The 26,762-nt window shown below is 41.3% G+C and carries 13 protein-coding genes and 2 pseudogenes; 13 read left to right on the top strand and 2 right to left on the bottom strand.

The features are described 5' to 3' along the window. Nucleotides 1-46 precede the first annotated feature (46 nt). The 11 genes and pseudogenes from ACGTJS_RS13090 to ACGTJS_RS13040 form a co-directional block, all read left to right on the top strand. On the top strand, nt 47-1,180 hold the full coding sequence (locus tag ACGTJS_RS13090; RefSeq protein WP_410472392.1) for a filamentous hemagglutinin N-terminal domain-containing protein: 1,134 nt from the start codon (nt 47-49) through the stop codon (nt 1,178-1,180). Continuing rightward, nucleotides 1,143-3,158, top strand: a complete 2,016-nt coding sequence (locus ACGTJS_RS13085) for a beta strand repeat-containing protein (RefSeq protein WP_410472391.1) — start codon at nt 1,143-1,145, stop codon at nt 3,156-3,158. Before ACGTJS_RS13090 ends, ACGTJS_RS13085 begins: the two co-directional genes overlap by 38 nt. Next, the gene (locus ACGTJS_RS13080; RefSeq protein WP_410472390.1) at nt 3,112-6,726 is read left to right on the top strand and encodes a beta strand repeat-containing protein; all 3,615 of its coding nucleotides are present in this window, start codon (nt 3,112-3,114) and stop codon (nt 6,724-6,726) included. The genes ACGTJS_RS13085 and ACGTJS_RS13080 overlap by 47 nt, the downstream gene beginning before the upstream one ends. A gap of 43 nt (nt 6,727-6,769) precedes the next feature. Next, a complete protein-coding gene (locus ACGTJS_RS13075; RefSeq protein ID WP_410472389.1) occupies nt 6,770-11,722 on the top strand; it encodes a hemagglutinin repeat-containing protein in 4,953 nt (1,650 codons plus the stop codon). Nucleotides 11,723-11,736: 14 nt separating this feature from the next. Then, the gene (locus tag ACGTJS_RS13070; protein ID WP_410472388.1) at nt 11,737-12,012 is read left to right on the top strand and encodes a hypothetical protein; all 276 of its coding nucleotides are present in this window, start codon (nt 11,737-11,739) and stop codon (nt 12,010-12,012) included. A gap of 346 nt (nt 12,013-12,358) precedes the next feature. Then, a pseudogene (locus ACGTJS_RS13065) lies at nt 12,359-12,802 on the top strand (hemagglutinin repeat-containing protein); the annotation flags it as partial. 36 nt (nt 12,803-12,838) lie between these two features. Next, the gene (locus ACGTJS_RS13060; RefSeq protein WP_410473287.1) at nt 12,839-14,914 is read left to right on the top strand and encodes a polymorphic toxin-type HINT domain-containing protein; all 2,076 of its coding nucleotides are present in this window, start codon (nt 12,839-12,841) and stop codon (nt 14,912-14,914) included. Next, nucleotides 14,904-15,209 (top strand): hypothetical protein, encoded by a 306-nt coding sequence (locus ACGTJS_RS13055; RefSeq protein WP_410472387.1) that lies wholly within the window; start codon nt 14,904-14,906, stop codon nt 15,207-15,209. Before ACGTJS_RS13060 ends, ACGTJS_RS13055 begins: the two co-directional genes overlap by 11 nt. 30 nt (nt 15,210-15,239) lie before the next feature. Further along, nucleotides 15,240-15,569, top strand: a complete 330-nt coding sequence (locus ACGTJS_RS13050; protein ID WP_410472386.1) for a hypothetical protein — start codon at nt 15,240-15,242, stop codon at nt 15,567-15,569. Between the two features lie 230 nt (nt 15,570-15,799). Beyond that, nucleotides 15,800-16,246, top strand: a complete 447-nt coding sequence (locus tag ACGTJS_RS13045) for a hypothetical protein (protein WP_410472385.1) — start codon at nt 15,800-15,802, stop codon at nt 16,244-16,246. 63 nt (nt 16,247-16,309) lie between these two features. Then, nucleotides 16,310-16,480: pseudogene (locus tag ACGTJS_RS13040) on the top strand (hypothetical protein); the annotation flags it as partial. Here the strand turns inward: ACGTJS_RS13040 and repM are convergent. After that, nucleotides 16,406-17,338, bottom strand: a complete 933-nt coding sequence (gene repM / locus ACGTJS_RS13035) for a replication initiation protein RepM (RefSeq protein WP_410472384.1) — start codon at nt 17,336-17,338, stop codon at nt 16,406-16,408. The pseudogene ACGTJS_RS13040 and the gene repM overlap by 75 nt on opposite strands. 514 nt (nt 17,339-17,852) lie before the next feature. Then, nucleotides 17,853-19,673 carry a ShlB/FhaC/HecB family hemolysin secretion/activation protein gene (locus tag ACGTJS_RS13030; RefSeq protein ID WP_410472330.1) on the bottom strand — a complete coding sequence of 607 codons (1,821 nt, stop codon included), beginning with the start codon at nt 19,671-19,673 and terminating at the stop codon, nt 17,853-17,855. Between the two features lie 409 nt (nt 19,674-20,082). Between ACGTJS_RS13030 and ACGTJS_RS13025 the strand changes: the two genes are divergently transcribed. Both ACGTJS_RS13025 and ACGTJS_RS13020 read left to right on the top strand, forming a co-directional pair. After that, nucleotides 20,083-25,119 (top strand): filamentous hemagglutinin N-terminal domain-containing protein, encoded by a 5,037-nt coding sequence (locus tag ACGTJS_RS13025; protein WP_410472383.1) that lies wholly within the window; start codon nt 20,083-20,085, stop codon nt 25,117-25,119. Next, nucleotides 25,067-26,755, top strand: a complete 1,689-nt coding sequence (locus ACGTJS_RS13020; protein WP_410472382.1) for a hypothetical protein — start codon at nt 25,067-25,069, stop codon at nt 26,753-26,755. The genes ACGTJS_RS13025 and ACGTJS_RS13020 overlap by 53 nt, the downstream gene beginning before the upstream one ends. Nucleotides 26,756-26,762 lie beyond the last annotated feature (7 nt).

Below are 26,762 nucleotides of genomic sequence, written 5' to 3'. Positions count from 1 at the left end.
AACACGGATAGGGGTTAAAATACCGATAAAAATTAGGAAACCCCATATGAACAGCCGTCTGTATCGTGTTATCTTTAACAAACACCTAGGTCGATTAGTTGTTGTCTCAGAAAAAACTGTGGCACAAGGCAAAGCCGGTAGTCAAGGTGCGAATAGTAACAAGGTAGTTTTAGCTGACAGCCAACTAGATGGAAGCAATGAGGTCGTGTACTATTGCTATAGCAAATGGGTTAGTCTCACTGCTGCTGTCCTTGTCAGCATAGGAGTAGCAAACGTTGCCTATGCTGAGATACAGACCCAAATCATTGCAGATAAGGGTGCTCCTAAAAATGAGCAAGCCACGGTGTTAAACACTGCCAATGGCTTAGCCCAAATTAACATTCAAAGCCCAAATAGCCAAGGGGTTTCTAAAAACACCTTTAGTCAATTTGATATCGGTAGGCATGGGGCTATTATTAACAACAGCCGTACCAATGTACAAACCCAAACTGCGGGTTGGGTAGAGGGTAACCCATGGCTTGCCAAAGGTGAAGCCAAACTCATCTTAAACCAAGTCAATTCTAGTAATCCAAGCCAGTTAGCTGGCTACACCGAAATTACGGGTAGTAAAGCCGAACTGGTGATTGCCAATCCCGCGGGTATCACCTGCTCAGGCTGTGGTTTTATCAACGCTGCTCGTACCACGCTCACCACCGGTAAACCCACCTTTAACAACGACACTTTAACCGGATTTCAAATAGGTAGCGGTAAGATGACCGTTGAAGGCAAAGGCTTAGATGATAGCCAAAGCGACTATACCCAGCTGATTAGCCAAGCCACTGCCCTTAACGCTAAAGTTTACAGCAAACAGCTTGATGTCATTACGGGTAACAACACGGTTAGCTATGAAACCAATCCAGCCACCACTAAAATTAGTCACAACGGTGTCAATCAAAGCACGGGCGTGGCTTTAGACATCTCAAGCCTAGGCGGCATGTATGCTGGCAGAATTCGTCTGATTGGTACCGACAAAGGTATGGGGGTGACCAATGCTGGTGACATCAGCAGTAGTAGCACACTCACGCTAGACAACCAAGGTAACCTCATTAACACCGGCTCCATGAACGCCAAACAAGGGGTAAATCTAAAACACACCGGTAGTATTGACAACCAAGGCACCGTTAGCAGCAGGCACCGATAGTGTCAAACTGGACAGCCCAACCCTTAAAAACAGCGGCGTCATTAGCAGTCATGGCCAAACCGATGCCACTACTCAAAGCCAAATCACTAACACAGGGCTCATCAGTGCCGGACAAGTCAATATAAAAACCCCAAGCCTGGCCAACCAAGGCCGTATTGAACAAACCGGCAGTGGTAAACTTGATGTGACCAGTCAACACTTAACCAACCAAGACAACGCCGTCATTGGTCAAAGCCTATACGACAAGCACCCAGCGACGACTACCCCAACCCTAGCCACTGCCCCATCAACCGCACAAACTGGATCAACCAAGCAAGTGGCAAACTCAACCGCTACCACACCGACAACGGACAGCCATCAACCGGTGCTTGCACCCATAACCGCCGATGGCAATATCCAAGCGGACAATTTAGTCAACCAAGGCAATAATGCCGTCATCACTGCCAATGGTGCCATGACAGTGACCAGCCCAAGCGTTACCAATCAACGCCAAGGTAGTATTGTGGTTAATGGATTAAACACCCAAGCAATTGACAACATCAACAGTCGTATCCAACTTGACAAACTCGATTGGCAGTTAACCCGTTTTAACAACCAACAAGGGCAAATTGTTGCCAAACAAGGGATTAGCCTCACCGCCCCGCAAATTAACAACCAACAAGGTGTCTTAGCCACCCTAGGCGATATTAGCCTTAGCACAAGTGAATTAAACAATCAACAAGGCAGTATTCAAGGCAAACAAGCCACCATCACGGCTACCCAAGTTTACAACAGCCAAGGCACGATTCAAGCGGAGGGCAATTTAAACCTTGATAGCCAAGGCAACCTGACCAACCAAAATGGTCATATCATGGCTCAAGGTGATGCGAGCTTACATGCGACCGATATCAAAAATGACAAAGGCAGTGTGGTAGCAGGTGGTAAACTCAGCACCACCAGCCAGACACTTACCAACAGTGGGCAACTGTATGGCACCACAGGTAATACGCTTACCATGGGCAGTCTGACCAACACGGCTACGGGTTTAATCGCCGCTCAAGGCAACACCAATATTCACGCCCAAACCGTCAACAACACCGGCATATTAGCCGCAGGCATTGACACCCAAGGCAATTTAAGCACCACCCCAGCCAACCTAACCATGAATGCAGTGGGTATACTCACCAGTAGTGGTACCCATATTGCGACCGGCAAAGCTAGCTTACAAGGCAATCCAACTGACTTAAATGGCAGCAAAACCCAAGCAGCGGATATTGAGATGGCAAGCCAAGGGGATTTATCAACGAAAGGGGCAAGCCTTACCGCCATCCATCAGTTGACGCTGGTTGCTAAAGGCACGCTAAATAACCAAGACGGTACACTAAGTGGTCAAACCCTGCAACTAACAGGCAACCAGCTAAATAACCAACGCGGCTCAATTAGACAAAGTGGTACTGCTGACTTAACCTTTAATTTCGCTGGCGGTATTAGCAACCAACAAGGTCAGATTGCCACCAATAGCCAAAACTTCATAATCAATACCCCAACGTTAAAAAATAAAGCGGGTCGTATTGAACATGCAGGTAATGGTCAGTTAAGTTTAACCGCAAATAATGTAAATAACAGCGACAAGGGCAATATCTTAAGCCTAGCCGATCAAACCTGGCAGATTGCTGGCGATATTGATAATAGCCAAGGACAAATTCAAGGGGATGGCTTAACCGTTAGTGCACATACCCTAATCAATACCGACGGTCAAGTGGTTGCTAGCAATACCACAGGAACCGTAAAAGCCAATCAACTTAACCTCAAGGGTGATTTAAACAATACCGGTAACGGGGTTATTTACAGTGATAATGGCAGCTTGGTCCTAACGGCTCAAGCGGTCACCAACTCAGCTCAGCTAACCAGTCGTGGGGACTTAAACCTTAACAGTCAAATCTTGAACAATCGTGGGCATTTCAAGTTTAGCCAATACGCATATCAACAACCAAACTAATTTGAGCAACACAGCAACGATTGCCGCCCAAGGTCGTTTAGCAATTCAAACCGGTGAACTTAATCAAGCCCAAAGTAGTCGATTGGTGGCAGGATTAAGCCCTGATAATAGCTTATCAACCACCCCACAACACTTGACCATCACCAGTACTGGTGTACAGCATAACCAAGGTAACAATGTTGCCAGTGGGGGTATGACAGTCACGGGTTCAGCACTCGACTACCACGGCAGTCGTAATCAAGTGGTTAATCTGTCATTAAACACCTTGGGTAATATCGATTTAAGTCAATCACAAAACAAAGTTAGCCAACAAGCCAGTTTCACCGCCAACGCCCTTAACCACAATGCCGCTATAACGCAAGCCGATAGTTACCAACTTAAAGTGCAATCACTGTCCAACCAACGAGGCACCCTTGAGCAAACAGGCACTCAAGACTTTGTATTAACCACGGGTACCATTGACAATCAGCAAGGTCACTTAGGCGGCAATGCCACCAATCTTAGCTTAATGGCAACGGGCGATATCCAGAACCAAGGTGGCGAAGTCATTCATGCCGGGACTGGCACAGCGACGCTAATTGCCCAAAATCTTGATAATAGCCAAACGGGCAAACTGCTATCCAATGGCAAACTAACTGCCACGGTGTCTGGTACGCTTAACAATGATATTGGGGGTATACAAGCCGATCAACTTTCCGTCACCGCAGGCAGTTTAAATAATAACCAAGGTCAGGTCATTGCCAGCACAGGTGATTTAACCGTAAACGCTGGCATTCTAGCCAACAGCGGTGAAAAAGCTGTACTCCAAAGTGCTCAAGCATTGTACGTCAATGCACGAACCTTAAATAATGATACGAAAGCTCAGCTATTAGCCAATACCACCGCTGATATCCACGCAGACACCCTCAATAATACCAATGCTGGTTTAATTTATAGCAATCAAGCATTAAACATCGGCGGTGACACCTTAAACAATAATGCTACCATCAGCAGCCAAGATGCCATTACCGCAAGCAGCCAAAAACTGACTAACCAAGCGAGCGGTAATATTCAAGCGGGCAAAGATATCAACTTAACCCAACAAACCTTAACTAACCAAGGTGTGATCAGCACGCAAACCAATATCAACTCAAGCACGCAAGGCGTCATGGACAACCATGCTGGTCAAGTCATTGGTAATAATGTGACTATAGCTGCTCAAAGCCTAAATAACCAAGGTGGCAGTATCCAACAAGCGGATAAAGATGGTCAACTAACCTTAACCACGACTGGTTTGCTAGATAACCAAAACACCCAAGGCGAAGGTCGGGGGATTTTAGCCAACGGCAAAGCCGTATTGCAAGCAAGCGATATCTCCAACCAATCAGGTCTAATCAATGCTACTGATGCCTTATCGCTCACCAGCACAGGCAATGAGATTAACAATCAACAAGGAGTGATAGGCAGTAATCAGCAGTTAATCATCACAGGCACCAGTGCCACACTCAACAACCAAAGCGGTAAACTGTGGGGCGATAGTACCACGATTACCGCCAATGGTTTAGCCAACACGGGAGTCGGTAGCCTTATCAGTGCCACTAAGAATATGACTTTAAACGTCAATAGTATTGATAACCAAAACACCAAACAAGATTTAACCAAAGTTAGTCTCAATCAAGGTATTGTGGCAGGTAATGACTTAGTGATTCATGCCCAAACCTTGAATAACATCCAAGGGCAACTATTAGCCAATCAAGGCATCCAGGTTGCGATGGGACAAAGCCTAACTAACACTAACGGACATATTGAAGCCAAAACCATTACCACTCAAGGCAGTACGGGCAACATTACCAATGCTGGCGGTGTGATTCGAGCTAATGAGACGAGCTTGAGTGCTAGTTCTATCAGCAACGGCGAAATCAGCGGCAATCGCCTGACACTTAACCAAATGGTTGACTATACCAATGCCAAAGGTGATAAATTACTCGCCAATGAATTAACCATCACCACTCAAGGCAATGTAAATAATGACGGTACGTTATCTGCTGACAAACAACTGACGGTCAATGCCAAAGACATTAACAACACCCAAACCGGTGAATTAGTCAGTAATGCCTCCACGTTATTAAACGCCACTGGTGATATCAACAATCATGGGTTAATTAATGGTAATGACACCTTGATTACTGCTGGCAATGCGGTGAATAATTTAAGTGAGGGTCGTATCTATGGCACGCATTTAGCGATTAAAGCCGATACGCTTAATAACACCCCAGGCAATACGCTTAATTCTGCCCCAGTAATTGCCGCTCGTGAACGCTTGGACATTGGGGTAAAAACCTTAAACAATAACCCAAATACGGCACGTCGTGGTAAATTTAACAGTGATTTTAATGGTCAAGCTCAGATTTTAAGTAATGGTGAGTTGCACATTGGGGGTGATTTAGACAGCGAGAATCATGCCACTGGCAAAGCCACCACCGTGACCAACCGTGGGGCAACCATTGAGTCATTGGGTGCGATGCAGATTGCCACTGAAACACTCAATAATATCAATGCGGATTTTAAAACAGCGTTAAAGGTCCTTGAAAATAATCCGATAGTTGAGTATAGCATTTCAGGTGATGGTAGTAATCCAATTTATAATGAAAAAGTAGTTGAAATTACGTCTGAAGATAACAATGACGGACGCCATAGATTAAAAATTCTAAAAACGGGTGAGCTATATGATAATTATTATGGCTACAAATATACAGAGCTATTAAGTGGGCAAGACACCGTGACTAGTGACCCGAGTCGAATTGTTTCGGGTAGTAACATGGTATTTGACTTGGGTAAATTTAACACCAATAAAAGCCAAATTATTGCTGGCGGTACCATTAAAGTAAATGGTCAAGCAGGCAATGTGGATGCTGAAGCCACAACTATCACTCCCAAATACAGTTACGAGAATTTTAATGGTACCCATTATAGCCCTTATGAAACCTGTCGGAGGAGTATAGGGAATTGGTGTTACAAAGGAAAATGGGGTACAAATACTAATTCAACCCCATTAGATATGGCTCAACCGCTGAATCCTAAAACAACAGGTACTCCTTATGATTTAAAAATTCTCAACATTAATAATCCAGTTAGTGGCGTGTATGTCACCGCGGTCACAGTTGCCAATCAAAATCAAGCCAATCAAGCTCAAATTGATACCAAACAAGTGGCAGCTGTCAACCAAGCGATTGGCAATTTACAAACGCTCCTAACAGTCGTCAAAACAGCCAATAACGGCACACAAGTTGACCGTGCAAGCCTTGCTAGGGTCCAAGACGCCATCAAAGCCTTACAGGACTTCACTAAAACCAACCCAGTCAACCTAACCGCTGAGCAACAAAAACAGCTAGCTGACTTAGTGGTTGCCCAACAAGGAGGACAAAAAGTTGATATCGCCACCTTAAGTGACCTTATCAACCAACTAAACCAAAGCATCAATACCCAAAAAGCTCAAGAAATTCGCACCCAAGTACGCTGTCAGCTTACCCAACAGTGCTCTCTACAAAATCGACCCCAACAACCCCAACGGCTATCTAATCGTCACTGACCCTGCGTTTGCCGGTTATAAAAACTGGTTATCATCCGACTACATGATGAAACGCTTGGGGCTCAATCAGGACAATATGCACAAACGCCTGGGAGATGGCTACTATGAACAACACATGATTCGTGATCAAATCATGGTGCTCACTGGTAAACGCTTCTTAGGTGACTACCGCAGTGACGATGCCATGTACCAAGCCTTGATGGACAATGGGATTACCAGTGCCAATGCGTTAAACCTACGCCCAGGTATTGCCCTGACCGCTTCTCAGGTGGCACAGCTCACCACCGATATTGTCTGGCTGGTTGAACAAGACATGACATTACCTAATGGACAAACCCAAAAAGCCCTCGTCCCTAAAGTCTATGTACGCTCCAATGTTGGTGACATCAAAGGGGATGGCAGTTTAGTAGCGGGTTACAACACTGACCTACAACTCACAGGGGATTTAAGCAATTCAGGTAACATTGTGGGACATCATGCCTTGCGTGTGAGTGCCAACAATGTCAATAACAATGCTGGCGGTGTCATTCAAGGTAACTTTATCCAAATCAATAGTAAAAAAGACACCAACAACATTGGTGGTACCATCAAAGCTAACAGTGCTATGTCAATGAGTGTGGGCGGTAATTTAAACAACACCTCAACGACATATCACACAGAAAGCTCAAAAAACAAAAGTAATACTTGGCGTACTGGGCTTGACCAAATTGCCAGCATCTACGTGGGAGATGGCTTAAAAGGTCAAGTGGATAATGAAGGCAACCCACTGACCACGTTAGCCATTGATGTGGCAGGTAACACGAGCTTCAATGCCAGTCAGCTGATTAACCATGGTGGTAGCACCCAACTGATTAGCAGTGGCAATATCGCCTTTAATGCCGTCAACACTGGTTATCAAACCAACGCCATTCATGATAACAACAACTATATCAAAGCTGGGCATACTGAAGATGTTGGCAGTGTGGTGGTAAGTAAAGGTGACACCATCATCCGCTCAAAAAACGGCAACATTACTGGTACGGCAGCGACCATTCACAGTGAAGATGGGACAACCTATCTTAAAGCGGACAATGGGGATATCAGCTTTAAAGAAGGTCGAGAAACCAATAACGTAGAAACTGCTAGTCGCTCCACCCAAAGAAACTGGTTAAGTAAGAAAACCAACCAAGACAACTACAGTTATAACAATGATTTAGCCATCAAAGGCAGTATTAATGGTAACCGTGTCATCATTGATGCCAAAAACAACGTGCATTTAACGGCAACCGATGCAATCAGTCAGCAAGGCACCTATATCAAGGGTGGAAAAAACGTCACCATTGATGCAGCGACTAACACTGAACATCAAAGTAGCAGTCATGGCGAGAAAAAATCTGGGCTATTTGGCAATGGGGGTGCCAGCTTCACCATTGGCACACAAAGAACCCAAAATCAAAACAGCACGGACAGTGTGTCACATACTGGTAGCATTGTCGGAACTAAAAATGGTAACACCATTATCACGGCAGGTGAGCATTATCAGCAAACTGGCAGTAAAGTCTATGCCAAAAACCAAACCACGAACAATGTGCATGATCTCAATTATGGCACGGTGGTGATTAATGCCAAATCGGCAAACGTGAGTAATACTACTGCCACAACGCAAACACACAATATCCAAAGCCAAAAAACCAGCGGATTAACCGTGAGTGTGTCTAATAGCTTAATCGATCAGGCTCAAAGCATTAATAGTCTACTGAAAGCGGGTGAAACCACCAACAGTGAGAAAATGAAAGTCATGGCGGGTATTGCAGGCTTTAGTAAGCTGCGTACCTTAGATAAAGGCGTACAAGGTGCTGTTGATAGCTTACAAAAAAGTGAGTTAAGCAAAGAAGGATTAGCTGGGGTAGGCAATACTCGCATTCAAGCCACACTTGGCAGTCAATCCAACAAAAGCGTGCAAGATAGCCTATCAGGTAAAAATGAGGCATCAAGCATTGATGCCAATAACTTAGTGTTAAACATTGCAGGCAAAGGTAAAGACAGTGACTTTACTGTGACAGGCAGTGACATCAACTTAGTGGGAGACTTGTATAATAACGTTGAAGGTGATGTGATTTACCAAGCCGCATCCAGTACAGGCTATGACCGTACCAGTAATAAATCTAATGGCTTTGGCATTGGGGTGTATGCCAGCACGCAAAATGGAGCAGGTATTACTGCCAATGCCAATATGGCAAAAGGTTATGGCAATGGCGAAACCACCACCAATGCCAACTCTCATATCAATGTCGGTGGTACAACCTATCAAAACATCGGTGGTAACTTGGTGCTTGATGGTGCGGTGGTGAAAGGTGATTATGCCACAGGTCACATCGGTGGCGGGATTATTGCGACCAGTCGTCAAGATACCGCTAAATATGACGGTAAACAAAAAAATGTAGGCTTTAGTGCCGACGTGTCTATGCAAGGCATCCCACAAAATGTGAGTATCAATGGCGGTAAATCCAATCTCTCCATGGACTTAGCCCAAGTGACTGAGCAGACAGGGCTACAGTACCAATCTTCTGATATGGTGGTTGATGGTAAAAGCTCTTTTAATGGGGCATATTTTACCACTGCCACCCCTGAAGCGAATCAGACTCAGTTTAAGGGTGGATTAGAAGTCGGTGATATACAAAACCACATTCATTATCACGGTCAATCGATAAGTGGCGGTATCAGTGCAGGGTTAAATGCCAACAAAACAGGGTTAGCTTCGCCGTCTATCAGCGGTATTGGTTATGGTAAGGTGGGGGATAGTGATACCAGTACCACGTATGGGGCGGTGACAGGGATGGCAGGGCAGTCGCAGGTGACGAATAAGACTGTAGGCATACTCAATGAGCCGTTAAGAAATACGTTTAATGCAGGTCAGTTAAATGCTGAACTTAACAATCAAACTCAGATTACGCAAGCGTTTGGGCAGGAAGCTCCGAAAGCAGTCGCTGACTTTTCTCAAAATCGTATCAATGCGATTAAAAATGACCCGAATCTAACCGCTGAACAAAAATTGGCTGAGATTAAGAAATGGGATGAAGGCGGTATCTACCGTGTGGCACTTCATACAGCTGTTGGTGCATTGGGTGGCGGTACAGCCGAAAGTGCCTTAGCCAGTGGTGCTGTAGCAACGGTTGCTCCGCTATTGGATGAGGTTCAAGCTAAAGTTGTTAATAAACTGGTTGAGCAAGGCATGAGTGTTGATGCCGCACAGGGTGTGGCAAATGGTTTAACGAGTTTAACTTTAGCTGGGGTGGGTGCTTCGACTGGGTTAGATGTGAGTAGTACAGCGACTGCGGTTAATGTGGATTTGAATAATAGACAAATACATACCAAGGAGCAATATCTAGCAGCCCGCTTATATCAAAAGGCAAAAGAGGAAGGTTGGAAACAGCCTAATGGAAAACCTTATACCATTGCACAGATTGAAGATGCTTTAAGATGGTCAAATGCTATTTTTAATGGAAAAAAAGAAAATGCCTCTTCAAATACAGCAGTTACTATTCCTTTAAAAGGCGACAACAAGCAAGATACTGCTAACATTAAAAATCAGATGTATGACCATGGTTTAGCTTCTGTAGGGAATAATGGCATAGGTAATTTCAATGCCAAAATGTGGAAAGGTCAAATTAAAGATAATACTATTTATTATTCTATGGATATGTCGCAAGTCCAAAAACCTGATAGTAATTTAATAACTTTTATGAAAAGCCCTTCGGCTGTTGCTTTAACTAAAAGTTATAAATATAGTTGGTCTGATAGCAATGTTAGAAAAGTTACTATAAATATTCCAGTTAGTAAAAATTCTAATTCAGAACCTAAGTCAATTTATGCTAATAAAGAAACTGAATATTACATGAATAATATAGCAGCAAATAATAATAAGGCTATTAAAGATGCTGGCGTTCCTGTAATTTCTACTACGCCAATAGTAAAAAAACAGCCTGTTGCTGTAAAAAATAAAGTAAAAGATAATTCGTTAAGTGCCGAGAAAAAAGCACACTTACAGGCTGAATATAAAAAGGTAAATCCTACTTATGGTAAAAATAAAGCTCCTGTTAAAGAAATTGCTAAAACAGCAGTCAATGCGTTGGAAATTAGCGTTACAAACTATATTCCTGATGCAGCAAATGGAGCTTTAGCAACTGGAGAAGCTATTGTTAAGTCTGATGAAGGTTCGTGGGGTAGAGTGAGCCAGTGGCAAAAACCTGCTAATGAAATAGCGGTAGAAGCTTCTGAAGCACCTAGAGCTTTTTTGGGTACGGTAACTGCGGTTGCTGGTGGTGTAGCTGGAGAGGTTTCTGCTACTAGTAAGATAGCTGCTTCGGCTGGAAAAGCGGAGAAAAAAGCTACTATTATTGAAAATAATATCTCAAGAGATAATGATATTTTATCTACAGATTTAAATCGAGCTACTTTTAAATGGTCAGAGACTGAAATTAGAAACCCTGATGTACTTAGTGGAATACTAAAAAGAAATGATGTTACATTAAAAGAAGGTGTTAATACTTCACATATATTTGAGAATGTTTTAAACCAACCAGTCGGGTATAGGGCAAACCCCAGTACATATCTAAATCAAAATTATATTAATAATCAACTTTCATTGTTTGAGGAAGGAGGAACAAAATTTATGGTTAGTAAAAATTATGAAAAATATGGACTAGGTCAAACTGATGGTACTTCTTTCATACTTCCCTCTAAACAAGCAGATAAACTTGTTGAAGCGACTAATAATGACCCTGTGAAATTGGCTGATGCACTAGGGATTCCAAGAGATATGTTACAAAATAACTCTTTATTAAGAATAGATATTCCAAATCCTAATCAAAATGGGCTAAGACTTCCATCTGGAAATGAAGCTGGAGCAAATCCTATGTGGATACCTGGTGGGAAACTACCTAATGGAAATTCGGAAGCTATTATTGATGTTGGTAAACTTTCTTCTGATAAATATATAGTGACTCCAATTAAATAAGATTGAGAAATGATATGAAGTATAATTTTATAGATGTATATGTTTCTAAAGAAAAAAGATTTTCTATAGGTAGAGAAAGTAATACTGGTAAATATTATCTTTCTTTCCCAGTAAGGAATCAGCTTGCCGAATATGAGGAATATTATGAAATTAGTAAAATTGAATATGAAAATTTTTTAATAAATACTGATAAAATAGATATTTTACTTTCAAGAGCTAGAATGCGTTTAGAAGATAATAGACAAACTTTTTTTGAAATTCCAGTAAGTAGAGGTTATCCAATTGTTTAACTAGTAATTTTATTTGCACTCACTTCATTTAAAAGTAAGCCTCTCTAAGGTTAGCGGAAACTTAACACTCTCATAGAATGCTATAAAAGATATTATATAGGGGTCAGCACAGAATTCGGACCATATAGGGCGGTAAGTACATTTGTTTATTTTTTTACTCAATTTAGCATGATAAGAAAAACTCATCATTGGAGCGACCTATGGAAAACACTGGTTTTTTAGACGTTCTATTTTGGACAAAAGACAGGGACAAATCGCGCCTATTTTTGTGTATCAATAAGTATTTTAGGATTCATTCCACACACCTAACCGCACCCATGACAGCCTCACAGGGCATAACGAAGCCTCCAGTATTGACGTAAACAACGCCATCTTTAACATCCAAGGCAACGGCAAAGGCAGTAACCTCACCTTTATCGCCAGTGACCTCAATGTCGCAAGTGACCGCTACAACAATGTCGAAGGTGATGTGGTCGAAAAAGCCGCTTCAGGCACCAGCTACGACAGAACCACCAACAAATCAAGTGGCTATGGTATCGGGATGTATGCCGATACGAATCATGGGGGAAGTGCAGGCTTTACAGGCTATGCCAATGGCTCAAAAGGCTATGGCAACAGTGAAAAAACCACCAATGCCAACTCTCATATCAATGTCGGTGGTACAACCTATCAAAACATCGGTGGTAACTTGGTGCTTGATGGTGCGGTGGTGAAAGGTGATTATGCCACAGGTCACATCGGTGGCGGGATTATTGCGACCAGTCGTCAAGATACCGCTAAATATGACGGTAAACAAAAAAATGTAGGCTTTAGTGCCGACGTGTCTATGCAAGGCATCCCACAAAATGTGAGTATCAATGGCGGTAAATCCAATCTCTCCATGGACTTAGCCCAAGTCACTGAGCAGACAGGGCTACAATACCAATTCTCTGATATGGTGGTCGATGGTAAAAGCTCTTTTAATGGGGCATATTTTACCACTGCCACCCCTGAAGCGAATCAGACTCAGTTTAAAGGTGGGTTAGAAGTCGGTGATATACAAAACCACATTCATTATCACGGTCAATCGATAAGTGGCGGTATCAGTGCAGGGTTAAATGCCAACAAAACAGGGTTAGCTTCGCCGTCTATCAGCGGTATTGGTTATGGTAAGGTGGGGGATAGTGATACCAGTACCACGTATGGGGCGGTGACAGGGATGGCAGGGCAGTCACAGGTGACGAATAAGACTGTAGACATACTCAATGAGCCGTTAAGAAATACGTTTAATGCAGAACAGTTAAATGCTGAACTTAACAATCAAACTCAGATTACGCAAGCGTTTGGGCAGGAAGCTCCGAAAATGGTCGGAGATTATGCAGGACAAAAACAACTTGAACTTATTCATGCAGGAAATACTGAAGAAGCCGAAAAATGGGGTGAGGGTGGTGTTTATCGTGTGGCACTTCATACAGCAGTTAGTGCGTTAGCGACTGGTTCAATTGAAGGAGCAGTTGCAGGTGGTGGTACAGCATTTGTGATACCAAAAGTTGATGAGTATTTGAAAAATCAAGGCTATGATGATGAGACTAGAAAAGCTGTTTTAGTTGGATTATCGGCTGGTATTGGTGGGACTACAGGTGAGATAAGTGGTGTTGCTAATAATGTTAATCAGATGGAGAATAATTATTTATCTCATAAGCAAATGACTACTTGGGCGAGAAGACTAGAAGGCTGTAAGGGCAATCAAGCTTGTATTAATGAAGCCAATAATTATTATCAAAAATTAGATAAAAAACAGAATGCAGATTTTGAAAATGCTTGTTTTACGAACTATAACACCGATAGCTGTAAGTTTCATATCAGTCGGATTAACAGTATAAGAGAACAAGGAAGCCCTATTAACCTGTATAATAGAATCGATAAGGCAGGTGGTAATAAAGTTTCACACGGAGCAATAGATCATAGCAATATGATGGCTCTAAGCCAAGTTGATTTAGCCATCGCACAAGTTCACAGAGCCAACAATCAACCTATTCAGGCTATGGTTGGAGAGGCTTGGCATGCTGAACTAATGGGTGGCGGTGGTCGAAACACGGTAAGCACAAAAAATTCTAAGACAGATTTAGGTGAAGCACGCAATACTGATAAGGCAAGTGAATCGACAACCGCCAAAGCAACCTGTACTACTGGCATCTCTTGCTTTACCGCAGGTACACTCATTGAAACCAAAGATGGCTTAAAAGCCGTTGAAACCTTTACAGGTGGTGAGTTAATTTGGACACGAAATGACATTACCTTAGAATATAGCTATCGTCCTGTTATTGCCACCAAAGCAACACCAGACCAACCCATTTTCCAAGTCACAGTCAAAAACCATCAAGGCGATATAGAGACCCTAGAAACTACAGCCGAACACCCCTTTTGGATTAAAGACACAGGCTGGCTAAAAGCATCCTTACTAGAACAAGGCATGACACTGCTTGATAGAAATAATCAAGAAGTTGAAGTATTAAGCCAATATCTACTACCCAACCACACCGACACCGTTTATAATATTGAAGTAGATGACTTCCACACCTATCATGTGGGTAGATTGGGTGTGTGGGTGCATAATGCGGATTGTTGTGAAAATCTTATTCATTCCATTGTAAAACAAGATGAGCTTTTACTGAGAGAGGCAAGAAAATTGTCTCAGCAAGAGAGTCAAGGTATCAATCAAATGATGGAACAAATTAAGAAAGGCAATGAAAATCCAGGTATCGGCACTAGTGTTTATCATGGTATCACAGAATTTAGACACAGAAATGGTGGTAGAATATATGCTAGAAAAACCGCTAATGGCTGGGAAATTTTGGGTTATTCTGGCAAAGGCAATCAAGCTAAAGTTTGGGCGCGACTAAAAGAATTATATGGTAGATAGTATGGAAATACTTTACAAAGACAATCGATTAGAAATTCAATCCTATGATTTTATAACTAAAAGTGATTATGGAATGGTTGATTTTTTTATATATCACAAAGGAATTGGGTATAGTTGCTCTGCTTTTTGTCTAAACGATGTAGAAAAAACTGTTAGTAATGAAAAGTTTTTTTGGAGCATTAGCTCTATTATCGTAAAAGAAATTAGTAAAGAAAGCATAATTAAAGCTGTCTTGGATATAGTTAATGATGAATCATTATGTTTGGATGATATATTTGTTAGATTGGATGACTGAACATTATAAATATGAAACTAGGGATTTTATATGTATTCTATATATGTTTTTTTAAAAAATGAGAGTAATATTGAATTGTTTTTAGGTTCTGCAACTTCTTTGAGTTTTGTATATCAACCAGCTAAATTATTGGAATTAAATCTCATATATGAATTTAATGAAGAGCGTGATTTAAATAGTGTTGATGATTTTTCTGAATTTATTGAGCAGATTAGACAAATAGTTGATTTTTGGAAAGGGGAAAACAACTATGTTAATCACAATAGACCAGATAGTGATTTTATAAATAGATTGTCTTGTTTTTATAATAGAATTAAAGATCTATCTTTGCATGAAATATCAAGTATATCTATATTTTAGATGTAGCAATTTTTTATTTACGCCTTTTGCAGCCCGTAGGTTGGATATAAAGCGACCCCAAAAATAGATGGGCGGTTGAGACAAAAAATGGCAAAACTATTTATCATAGATTTCAAGATGATGGAAATGGCAATTTTCATTGGAATGGCTCAACTGATGGCAAGACCGCAAAAGGTGAAGCAAGAGCCATTAAGATTGATGATGTCCCTAAGGAGTTAAAAAGGTAAAATATGAAAAAAATAGGAAATCAAGAAATTTACCTTGAAATAATTTCAAATACATATTGTAATAATATGGCTAACTTAGCTTTAGTTATTGGCGGGCTTAAAATTGGCACTTTAAGTTCACCAACTTATATTCCTAGTTTTATGAATTCATTGGAAAGTCTGTTGGTAGAAGAAATTTATTTTTGCGAAAAAATGGACAAGGACTTATTCCGTGAGATTATCAGGGAAGGAAAATTAGAAAATGAAAATATCTTTACCTTGGAAGAAACATTCGATGATTTTATGAAAAGATGTATGAGAGATAGGGAAAATTTTTATTTTTACTTCAAATTATACGAAGACCATTTTTTTAGTTATGAAAACATAACGGTAAATACACCAATGATAAAGATTGTAAGTATAAATAAATTTGTTGAATTTTTGAATGAATTGAAGTCATATTTCCAATAGTAAAGTCCATCAATCCGTTAAAGATGCTCCCAATACCTACCCAACCACACCGACACCGTTTATAATATTGAAGTCGATGACTTTCACACCTATCATGTGGGTAGATTGGGTGTGTGGGTGCATAATGCGGATTGTTGTGGGGTTTTTAATATTTTGGCATTAATAAATCGCCCCCAAATTAAACCCCATACTACCCAAAAAAGGCTTATAAAACTCGGATTTGGTGGGGTCTAGCAGTTCATCAGCGATTTTGTTCACAAAATCATCAATACTTGCTCCAATAGGGGCATAACTCCCCAACTCTGGCAAATTCGCCAGTTTTTTGGCAAACATTAGACGCTGTTTTTCAGTCATTTTAATAATAGAATTTTGTTTGCTATTATCATTAGCAGATTTTTGTTTATCTTTTTTCTGCTTAAAACTAAAGGTAAAGCCAACAATTTTCCGCCCTTGTTTTTGTTGTTCGTATTTTACGTCAATATCTGTTTTTTCATTGATTTGTTGCACGGAGAAATCTAAAACCCTGCGTTTCAACACTTCCATTTTTTGGTATTCACCATTAACTACGCCTAACTTTTGCCTTAATTCATCAACAGAAAGCATGGGAGTTTTACTAGTTGTACGCCAAGCAATAACCAATTCATACAGTCTAACTGCGTATTTACTATTTAATCCTGCTACTTGTTCTAATTCATAACTGGTAAAATGCTTTTCTAACAAATTAATCAACGGTATGACTGCAGGAGCAAAAGTTAAATCAATCATACCTGCTTCATCAATATAGGCTATTTCAGATACCCAACGAGTTGTAGCTATTCTCTTTCCTTTTGCTGTGTTTTCCATGTAAGTGAATTGCCTTTCAAAAAGCACTTTACATGCTTTTTTTATATTTTCATATACACTTTTACCGTGAGTACTATAAATATTAATATAATCAGATACACTAATTTTTAATCTACTATGGGCATTAAAGTCTTGACCAATCTTCCTTGATTGACCTATGGCAAGTAATATCAACCGTTGCTCTATAAGTTCAAGATTATAACTGGCGTTAATTAAAGCATTATCTTTAACAATCAGGTTCTTTGACATTTTTATAACCAAAAATAAATATGTTGTTATTATACCTTATTTTTTTTGTTGTCAAATTTCCCTTAAACGGTGTTATATCGTCCCTTAAACGGTGTTATATTCATTAAAAAACCTAGAAAATAAATAATAAAATCAAATACTTATACCAATGGAATTTGGTCTAAAATATTTAAAATTATTAAAATAATAAAAGAAAAAAATTTTTATAATATTTTCTATGATAGATGAATTTAGATAAAATTATACTCCTGATATTTGCATAAATTTGCATCATGTTGTATAGGTAAACTATTTTTAAATCTGTTATTTATTAAGGCTTTATCCCATATTTTAATGCAACTTAATCGCATAATTATGTAAATCATCAGCACGTGGGAGGGAGTGGTAAATCTGTAGTAGTCTTTAAAAAAATATTTCTATTTATAGATTTTAATCTATAACAAACTTAAATAGTTAACCCCATTGCCTTTACTTATTTGATTTTCAATGAACTTAAAAACTCAACAAAAAACGCTCAAAACTCTAACCCCAAACTTACCCCACCAGTCCATTCCTTTTTACCAAAGTACTCAGGTTGTCTAATCGGATAACCTGCAAAAACATCATAACTTAACCGTAACGGCTTAAACTCACCTTTAAACCCAACCGCACCACCAACCAACGTATGACCCAGTAACAAATTATCCTGTTCCTTGTTCTGCATCGCCACTGTACCAGCATCTAACCCAAAATATAGATTATGATTAGACTGCTTGATAGGAAAACTAAAATCTTGACGAAAAATCGCCCCCATATCCCCTGATAATGTCCGCTCACCATCAAAACCACGCACCGTATAACGTCCACCAATCGCCAACCTCTCACTTGGAACAAGAGCTGTATTCGCATATTGTCCCTTTAAACTTGCCTGATAGCCCAACTGATAATCCCCCAACGCAATCGGTGTAATAAAGTTTACATTTAACTTATAAATTGGTGTCCGAACCGTTCCTTCATTAAACAAACTTTCAGGTGGTGTTAAAGCCCCAAAAGCACCTGTACCACGTTGTATACTAAAATCAGAGATTAACTGCTTTTGTCCAAAGCGTGTCTCATGTCGTACACCTGCATTAAACCCTACGACTTTTCTACGTTGAACATCAACCTCTGTATCATCAATAAAATTCTTTTGCGACTTAACAAACCCACCAAAATTCAATAAAGTTTTGCTTTTGTTATCACGAGAAGCTAACCAACTTGCGGTAAGATTAGCATTATTTGATTCACCACTATATTGATAATCTTGGTTTGCTCCTGCGACTGTTTGCTTATAAGTGTAATGACTTGCATTGGCAGAAAATAATACATTTTTGATAGGCACAACATAGCCTAACGAATAATTTTCACTACCTTTATCACCATATTGATTATCATTAACTTTGTTGCCCAAATCACGGCTATAACTTAAATAAAATAAATCATTATGCCATGTTGGATTATCAATACTAATTGTTAAGCCACCCTGATATTTACCTGTAGATTTTGAACCAGAATCATCAATGGTAACACCATAACGCACTTTTTTGGTCTGATGATACTTAATCTCAATATCGCTATAGCCTGCAAATTGTAAACTACTTGGCTTAATCGTAAAATCAGCATTGGCAGTAGGAACACGTTTTAGATTTTCTAGCCCTGTCTCTAAATCACGAATATTTAATAAATCACCAGATTTAATAGGCAATGCAGTCGCAAAATTAGCAGGTAGCCCTGTGGGATTGGTATAGATTGCTAAAGGACTATCTGCTGTATCTGCCTTGATTTTATCCACAAAGCCAGGAATAATGGTTAATTGTAATGTACCATTTTTTAAATTTTGATTGCCAATCAATACACGTGTGGTACTATAGCCACGTTGAATGATACGATTTTGTACATCGCTGACAATACGATTGATATCATGGATGTTTAAACATTGTCCAGTAATACGCTGTTTGCCATGTGTTAATGGTGTTAAAGCAAAATCAAAGTTCCCCAAAATGGATAAATGGGTTTTATCCAATGTGGTATAGGCGATTTTGGAAATGACAAAACAAGGATTATGTACATCCATTTTTGGTGTTGGTGGTTCAACTTTAGCATTTGGTAGCTCAATCTGAACATTGGTGTTAGGGATTAGCTTTTGTTGTTGTTCAGCCTGTTTTTGTTGTTGGTACTGGACTTGTTGATTGGCAATTTGTTCAGGTGTCTGGGCATAGCTGACTTGTCCCAATGATACACCAAATATAGCAATCAAGGTTTTTGAAAGTATGGTTTGACTGGTTGTTAAATTGGATTTTTGAATGGATAAATTCATTTTAAACCTTTGATTTTACTGTACTTGGTGATTAACTATCATCATATAGGTACTTGTTGTATAGTTCATTAAGTTAATAAAAAAACAAAAATGTCAAATTTTGTTTTTTTTATTAATAATGTATATTTTAAAAAAGATAGAACAATATATCAACACAACCTATGAGTTTGTCATTGATTTTCTAGGTTTACCTGATTTTTGTTTTGACTTATTTCCACCCATACCAATTGTTCTATCATTATTTTTTGTCCAGTTACTATTTTAAATAACTATAAATTGAAAAAGCCATCAACTGTTTATCAAAGACTAAACTTAAATTTAACGATAGCAGACCCTATTAATTTATTAAAAAAACTATACAAAAACACGGATAGGGGTTAAAATACCGATAAAAATTAGGAAACCCCATATGAACAGCCGTCTGTATCGTGTTATCTTTAACAAACACCTAGGTCGATTAGTTGTTGTCTCAGAAAAAACTGTGGCACAAGGCAAAGCCGGTAGTCAAGGTGCGAATAGTAACAAGGTAGTTTTAGCTGACAGCCAACTAGATGGAAGCAATGAGGTCGTGTACTACTGCTATAGCAAATGGGTTAGTCTCACTGCTGCTGTCCTTGTCAGCATAGGAGTAGCAAACGTTGCCTATGCTGAGATACAGACCCAAATCATTGCAGATAAGGGTGCTCCTAAAAATGAGCAAGCCACGGTGTTAAACACTGCCAATGGCTTAGCCCAAATTAACATTCAAAGCCCAAATAGCCAAGGGGTTTCTAAAAACACCTTTAGTCAATTTGATATCGGTGGGCATGGGGCTATTATTAACAACAGCCGTACCAATGTACAAACCCAAACTGCGGGTTGGGTAGAGGGTAACCCATGGCTTGCCAAAGGTGAAGCCAAACTCATCTTAAACCAAGTCAATTCTAGTAATCCAAGCCAGTTAGCTGGCTACACCGAAATTACGGGTAGTAAAGCCGAACTGGTGATTGCCAATCCCGCGGGTATCACCTGCTCAGGCTGTGGTTTTATCAACGCTGCTCGTACCACGCTCACCACCGGTAAACCCACCTTTAACAACGACACTTTAACCGGATTTCAAATAGGTAGCGGTAAGATGACCGTTGAAGGCAAAGGCTTAGATGATAGCCAAAGCGACTATACCCAGCTGATTAGCCAAGCCACTGCCCTTAACGCTAAAGTTTACAGCAAACAGCTTGATGTCATTACGGGTAACAACACGGTTAGCTATGAAACCAATCCAGCCACCACTAAAATTAGTCACAACGGTGTCAATCAAAGCACGGGCGTGGCTTTAGACATCTCAAGCCTAGGCGGCATGTATGCTGGCAGAATTCGTCTGATTGGTACCGACAAAGGTATGGGGGTGACCAATGCTGGTGACATCAGCAGTAGTAGCACACTCACGCTAGACAACCAAGGTAACCTCATTAACACCGGCTCCATGAACGCCAAACAAGGGGTAAATCTAAAACACACCGGTAGTATTGACAACCAAGGCACCGTTAGCAGCAGCACCGATAGTGTCAAACTGGACAGCCCAACCCTTAAAAACAGCGGCGTCATTAGCAGTCATGGCCAAACCGATGCCACTACTCAAAGCCAAATCACTAACACAGGGCTCATCAGTGCCGGACAAGTCAATATAAAAACCCCAAGCCTGGCCAACCAAGGCCGTATTGAACAAACCGGCAGTGGTAAACTTGATGTGACCAGTCAACACTTAACCAACCAAGACAACGCCGTCATTGGTCAAAGCCTATACGACAAGCACCCAGCGACGACTACCCCAACCCTAGCCACTGCCCCATCAACCGCACAAACTGGATCAACCAAGCAAGTGGCAAACTCAACCGCTACCACACCGACAACGGACAGCCATCAACCGGTGCTTGCACCCATAACCGCCGATGGCAATATCCAAGCGGACAATTTAGTCAACCAAGGCAATAATGCCGTCATCACTGCCAATGGTGCCATGACAGTGACCAGCCCAAGCGTTACCAATCAACGCCAAGGTAGTATTGTGGTTAATGGATTAAACACCCAAGCAATTGACAACATCAACAGTCGTATCCAACTTGACAAACTCGATTGGCAGTTAACCCGTTTTAACAACCAACAAGGGCAAATTGTTGCCAAACAAGGGATTAGCCTCACCGCCCCGCAAATTAACAACCAACAAGGTGTCTTAGCCACCCTAGGCGATATTAGCCTTAGCACAAGTGAATTAAACAATCAACAAGGCAGTATTCAAGGCAAACAAGCCACCATCACGGCTACCCAAGTTTACAACAGCCAAGGCACGATTCAAGCGGAGGGCAATTTAAACCTTGATAGCCAAGGCAACCTGACCAACCAAAATGGTCATATCATGGCTCAAGGTGATGCGAGCTTACATGCGACCGATATCAAAAATGACAAAGGCAGTGTGGTAGCAGGTGGTAAACTCAGCACCACCAGCCAGACACTTACCAACAGTGGGCAACTGTATGGCACCACAGGTAATACGCTTACCATGGGCAGTCTGACCAACACGGCTACGGGTTTAATCGCCGCTCAAGGCAACACCAATATTCACGCCCAAACCGTCAACAACACCGGCATATTAGCCGCAGGCATTGACACCCAAGGCAATTTAAGCACCACCCCAGCCAACCTAACCATGAATGCAGTGGGTATACTCACCAGTAGTGGTACCCATATTGCGACCGGCAAAGCTAGCTTACAAGGCAATCCAACTGACTTAAATGGCAGCAAAACCCAAGCAGCGGATATTGAGATGGCAAGCCAAGGGGATTTATCAACGAAAGGGGCAAGCCTTACCGCCATCCATCAGTTGACGCTGGTTGCTAAAGGCACGCTAAATAACCAAGACGGTACACTAAGTGGTCAAACCCTGCAACTAACAGGCAACCAGCTAAATAACCAACGCGGCTCAATTAGACAAAGTGGTACTGCTGACTTAACCTTTAATTTCGCTGGCGGTATTAGCAACCAACAAGGTCAGATTGCCACCAATAGCCAAAACTTCATAATCAATACCCCAACGTTAAAAAATAAAGCGGGTCGTATTGAACATGCAGGTAATGGTCAGTTAAGTTTAACCGCAAATAATGTAAATAACAGCGACAAGGGCAATATCTTAAGCCTAGCCGATCAAACCTGGCAGATTGCTGGCGATATTGATAATAGCCAAGGACAAATTCAAGGGGATGGCTTAACCGTTAGTGCACATACCCTAATCAATACCGACGGTCAAGTGGTTGCTAGCAATACCACAGGAACCGTAAAAGCCAATCAACTTAACCTCAAGGGTGATTTAAACAATACCGGTAACGGGGTTATTTACAGTGATAATGGCAGCTTGGTCCTAACGGCTCAAGCGGTCACCAACTCAGCTCAGCTAACCAGTCGTGGGGACTTAAACCTTAACAGTCAAATCTTGAACAATCGTGGCAGCATTTCAAGTTTAGCCAATACGCATATCAACAACCAAACTAATTTGAGCAACACAGCAACGATTGCCGCCCAAGGTCGTTTAGCAATTCAAACCGGTGAACTTAATCAAGCCCAAAGTAGTCGATTGGTGGCAGGATTAAGCCCTGATAATAGCTTATCAACCACCCCACAACACTTGACCATCACCAGTACTGGTGTACAGCATAACCAAGGTAACAATGTTGCCAGTGGGGGTATGACAGTCACGGGTTCAGCACTCGACTACCACGGCAGTCGTAATCAAGTGGTTAATCTGTCATTAAACACCTTGGGTAATATCGATTTAAGTCAATCACAAAACAAAGTTAGCCAACAAGCCAGTTTCACCGCCAACGCCCTTAACCACAATGCCGCTATAACGCAAGCCGATAGTTACCAACTTAAAGTGCAATCACTGTCCAACCAACGAGGCACCCTTGAGCAAACAGGCACTCAAGACTTTGTATTAACCACGGGTACCATTGACAATCAGCAAGGTCACTTAGGCGGCAATGCCACCAATCTTAGCTTAATGGCAACGGGCGATATCCAGAACCAAGGTGGCGAAGTCATTCATGCCGGGACTGGCACAGCGACGCTAATTGCCCAAAATCTTGATAATAGCCAAACGGGCAAACTGCTATCCAATGGCAAACTAACTGCCACGGTGTCTGGTACGCTTAACAATGATATTGGGGGTATACAAGCCGATCAACTTTCCGTCACCGCAGGCAGTTTAAATAATAACCAAGGTCAGGTCATTGCCAGCACAGGTGATTTAACCGTAAACGCTGGCATTCTAGCCAACAGCGGTGAAAAAGCTGTACTCCAAAGTGCTCAAGCATTGTACGTCAATGCACGAACCTTAAATAATGATACGAAAGCTCAGCTATTAGCCAATACCACCGCTGATATCCACGCAGACACCCTCAATAATACCAATGCTGGTTTAATTTATAGCAATCAAGCATTAAACATCGGCGGTGACACCTTAAACAATAATGCTACCATCAGCAGCCAAGATGCCATTACCGCAAGCAGCCAAAAACTGACTAACCAAGCGAGCGGTAATATTCAAGCGGGCAAAGATATCAACTTAACCCAACAAACCTTAACTAACCAAGGTGTGATCAGCACGCAAACCAATATCAACTCAAGCACGCAAGGCGTCATGGACAACCATGCTGGTCAAGTCATTGGTAATAATGTGACTATAGCTGCTCAAAGCCTAAATAACCAAGGTGGCAGTATCCAACAAGCGGATAAAGATGGTCAACTAACCTTAACCACGACTGGTTTGCTAGATAACCAAAACACCCAAGGCGAAGGTCGGGGGATTTTAGCCAACGGCAAAGCCGTATTGCAAGCAAGCGATATCTCCAACCAATCAGGTCTAATCAATGCTACTGATGCCTTATCGCTCACCAGCACAGGCAATGAGATTAACAATCAACAAGGAGTGATAGGCAGTAATCAGCAGTTAATCATCACAGGCACCAGTGCCACACTCAACAACCAAAGCGGTAAACTGTGGGGCGATAGTACCACGATTACCGCCAATGGTTTAGCCAACACGGGAGTCGGTAGCCTTATCAGTGCCACTAAGAATATGACTTTAAACGTCAATAGTATTGATAACCAAAACACCAAACAAGATTTAACCAAAGTTAGTCTCAATCAAGGTATTGTGGCAGGTAATGACTTAGTGATTCATGCCCAAACCTTGAATAACATCCAAGGGCAACTATTAGCCAATCAAGGCATCCAGGTTGCGATGGGACAAAGCCTAACTAACACTAACGGACATATTGAAGCCAAAACCATTACCACTCAAGGCAGTACGGGCAACATTACCAATGCTGGCGGTGTGATTCGAGCTAATGAGACGAGCTTGAGTGCTAGTTCTATCAGCAACGGGCGAAATCAGCGGCAATCGCCTGACACTTAACCAAATGGTTGACTATACCAATGCCAAAGGTGATAAATTACTCGCCAATGAATTAACCATCACCACTCAAGGCAATGTAAATAATGACGGTACGTTATCTGCTGACAAACAACTGACGGTCAATGCCAAAGACATTAACAACACCCAAACCGGTGAATTAGTCAGTAATGCCTCCACGTTATTAAACGCCACTGGTGATATCAACAATCATGGGTTAATTAATGGTAATGACACCTTGATTACTGCTGGCAATGCGGTGAATAATTTAAGTGAGGGTCGTATCTATGGCACGCATTTAGCGATTAAAGCCGATACGCTTAATAACACCCCAGGCAATACGCTTAATTCTGCCCCAGTAATTGCCGCTCGTGAACGCTTGGACATTGGGGTAAAAACCTTAAACAATAACCCAAATACGGCACGTCGTGGTAAATTTAACAGTGATTTTAATGGTCAAGCTCAGATTTTAAGTAATGGTGAGTTGCACATTGGGGGTGATTTAGACAGCGAGAATCATGCCACTGGCAAAGCCACCACCGTGACCAACCGTGGGGCAACCATTGAGTCATTGGGTGCGATGCAGATTGCCACTGAAACACTCAATAATATCAATGCGGATTTTAAAACAGCGTTAAAGGTCCTTGAAAATAATCCGATAGTTGAGTATAGCATTTCAGGTGATGGTAGTAATCCAATTTATAATGAAAAAGTAGTTGAAATTACGTCTGAAGATAACAATGACGGACGCCATAGATTAAAAATTCTAAAAACGGGTGAGCTATATGATAATTATTATGGCTACAAATATACAGAGCTATTAAGTGGGCAAGACACCGTGACTAGTGACCCGAGTCGAATTGTTTCGGGTAGTAACATGGTATTTGACTTGGGTAAATTTAACACCAATAAAAGCCAAATTATTGCTGGCGGTACCATTAAAGTAAATGGTCAAGCAGGCAATGTGGATGCTGAAGCCACAACTATCACTCCCAAATACAGTTACGAGAATTTTAATGGTACCCATTATAGCCCTTATGAAACCTGTCGGAGGAGTATAGGGAATTGGTGTTACAAAGGAAAATGGGGTACAAATACTAATTCAACCCCATTAGATATGGCTCAACCGCTGAATCCTAAAACAACAGGTACTCCTTATGATTTAAAAATTCTCAACATTAATAATCCAGTTAGTGGCGTGTATGTCACCGCGGTCACAGTTGCCAATCAAAATCAAGCCAATCAAGCTCAAATTGATACCAAACAAGTGGCAGCTGTCAACCAAGCGATTGGCAATTTACAAACGCTCCTAACAGTCGTCAAAACAGCCAATAACGGCACACAAGTTGACCGTGCAAGCCTTGCTAGGGTCCAAGACGCCATCAAAGCCTTACAGGACTTCACTAAAACCAACCCAGTCAACCTAACCGCTGAGCAACAAAAACAGCTAGCTGACTTAGTGGTTGCCCAACAAGGAGGACAAAAAGTTGATATCGCCACCTTAAGTGACCTTATCAACCAACTAAACCAAAGCATCAATACCCAAAAAGCTCAAGAAATTCGCACCCAAGTACCGCTGTCAGCTTACCCAACAGTGCTCTCTACAAAATCGACCCCAACAACCCCAACGGCTATCTAATCGTCAC

This window comes from Faucicola mancuniensis (genome assembly GCF_046523945.1).
Classification (GTDB): domain Bacteria; phylum Pseudomonadota; class Gammaproteobacteria; order Pseudomonadales; family Moraxellaceae; genus Faucicola; species Faucicola mancuniensis.
The sequence above is the reverse complement of the archived record's forward strand: the minus strand, read 5'-3'. Positions and strand labels throughout refer to the sequence as shown.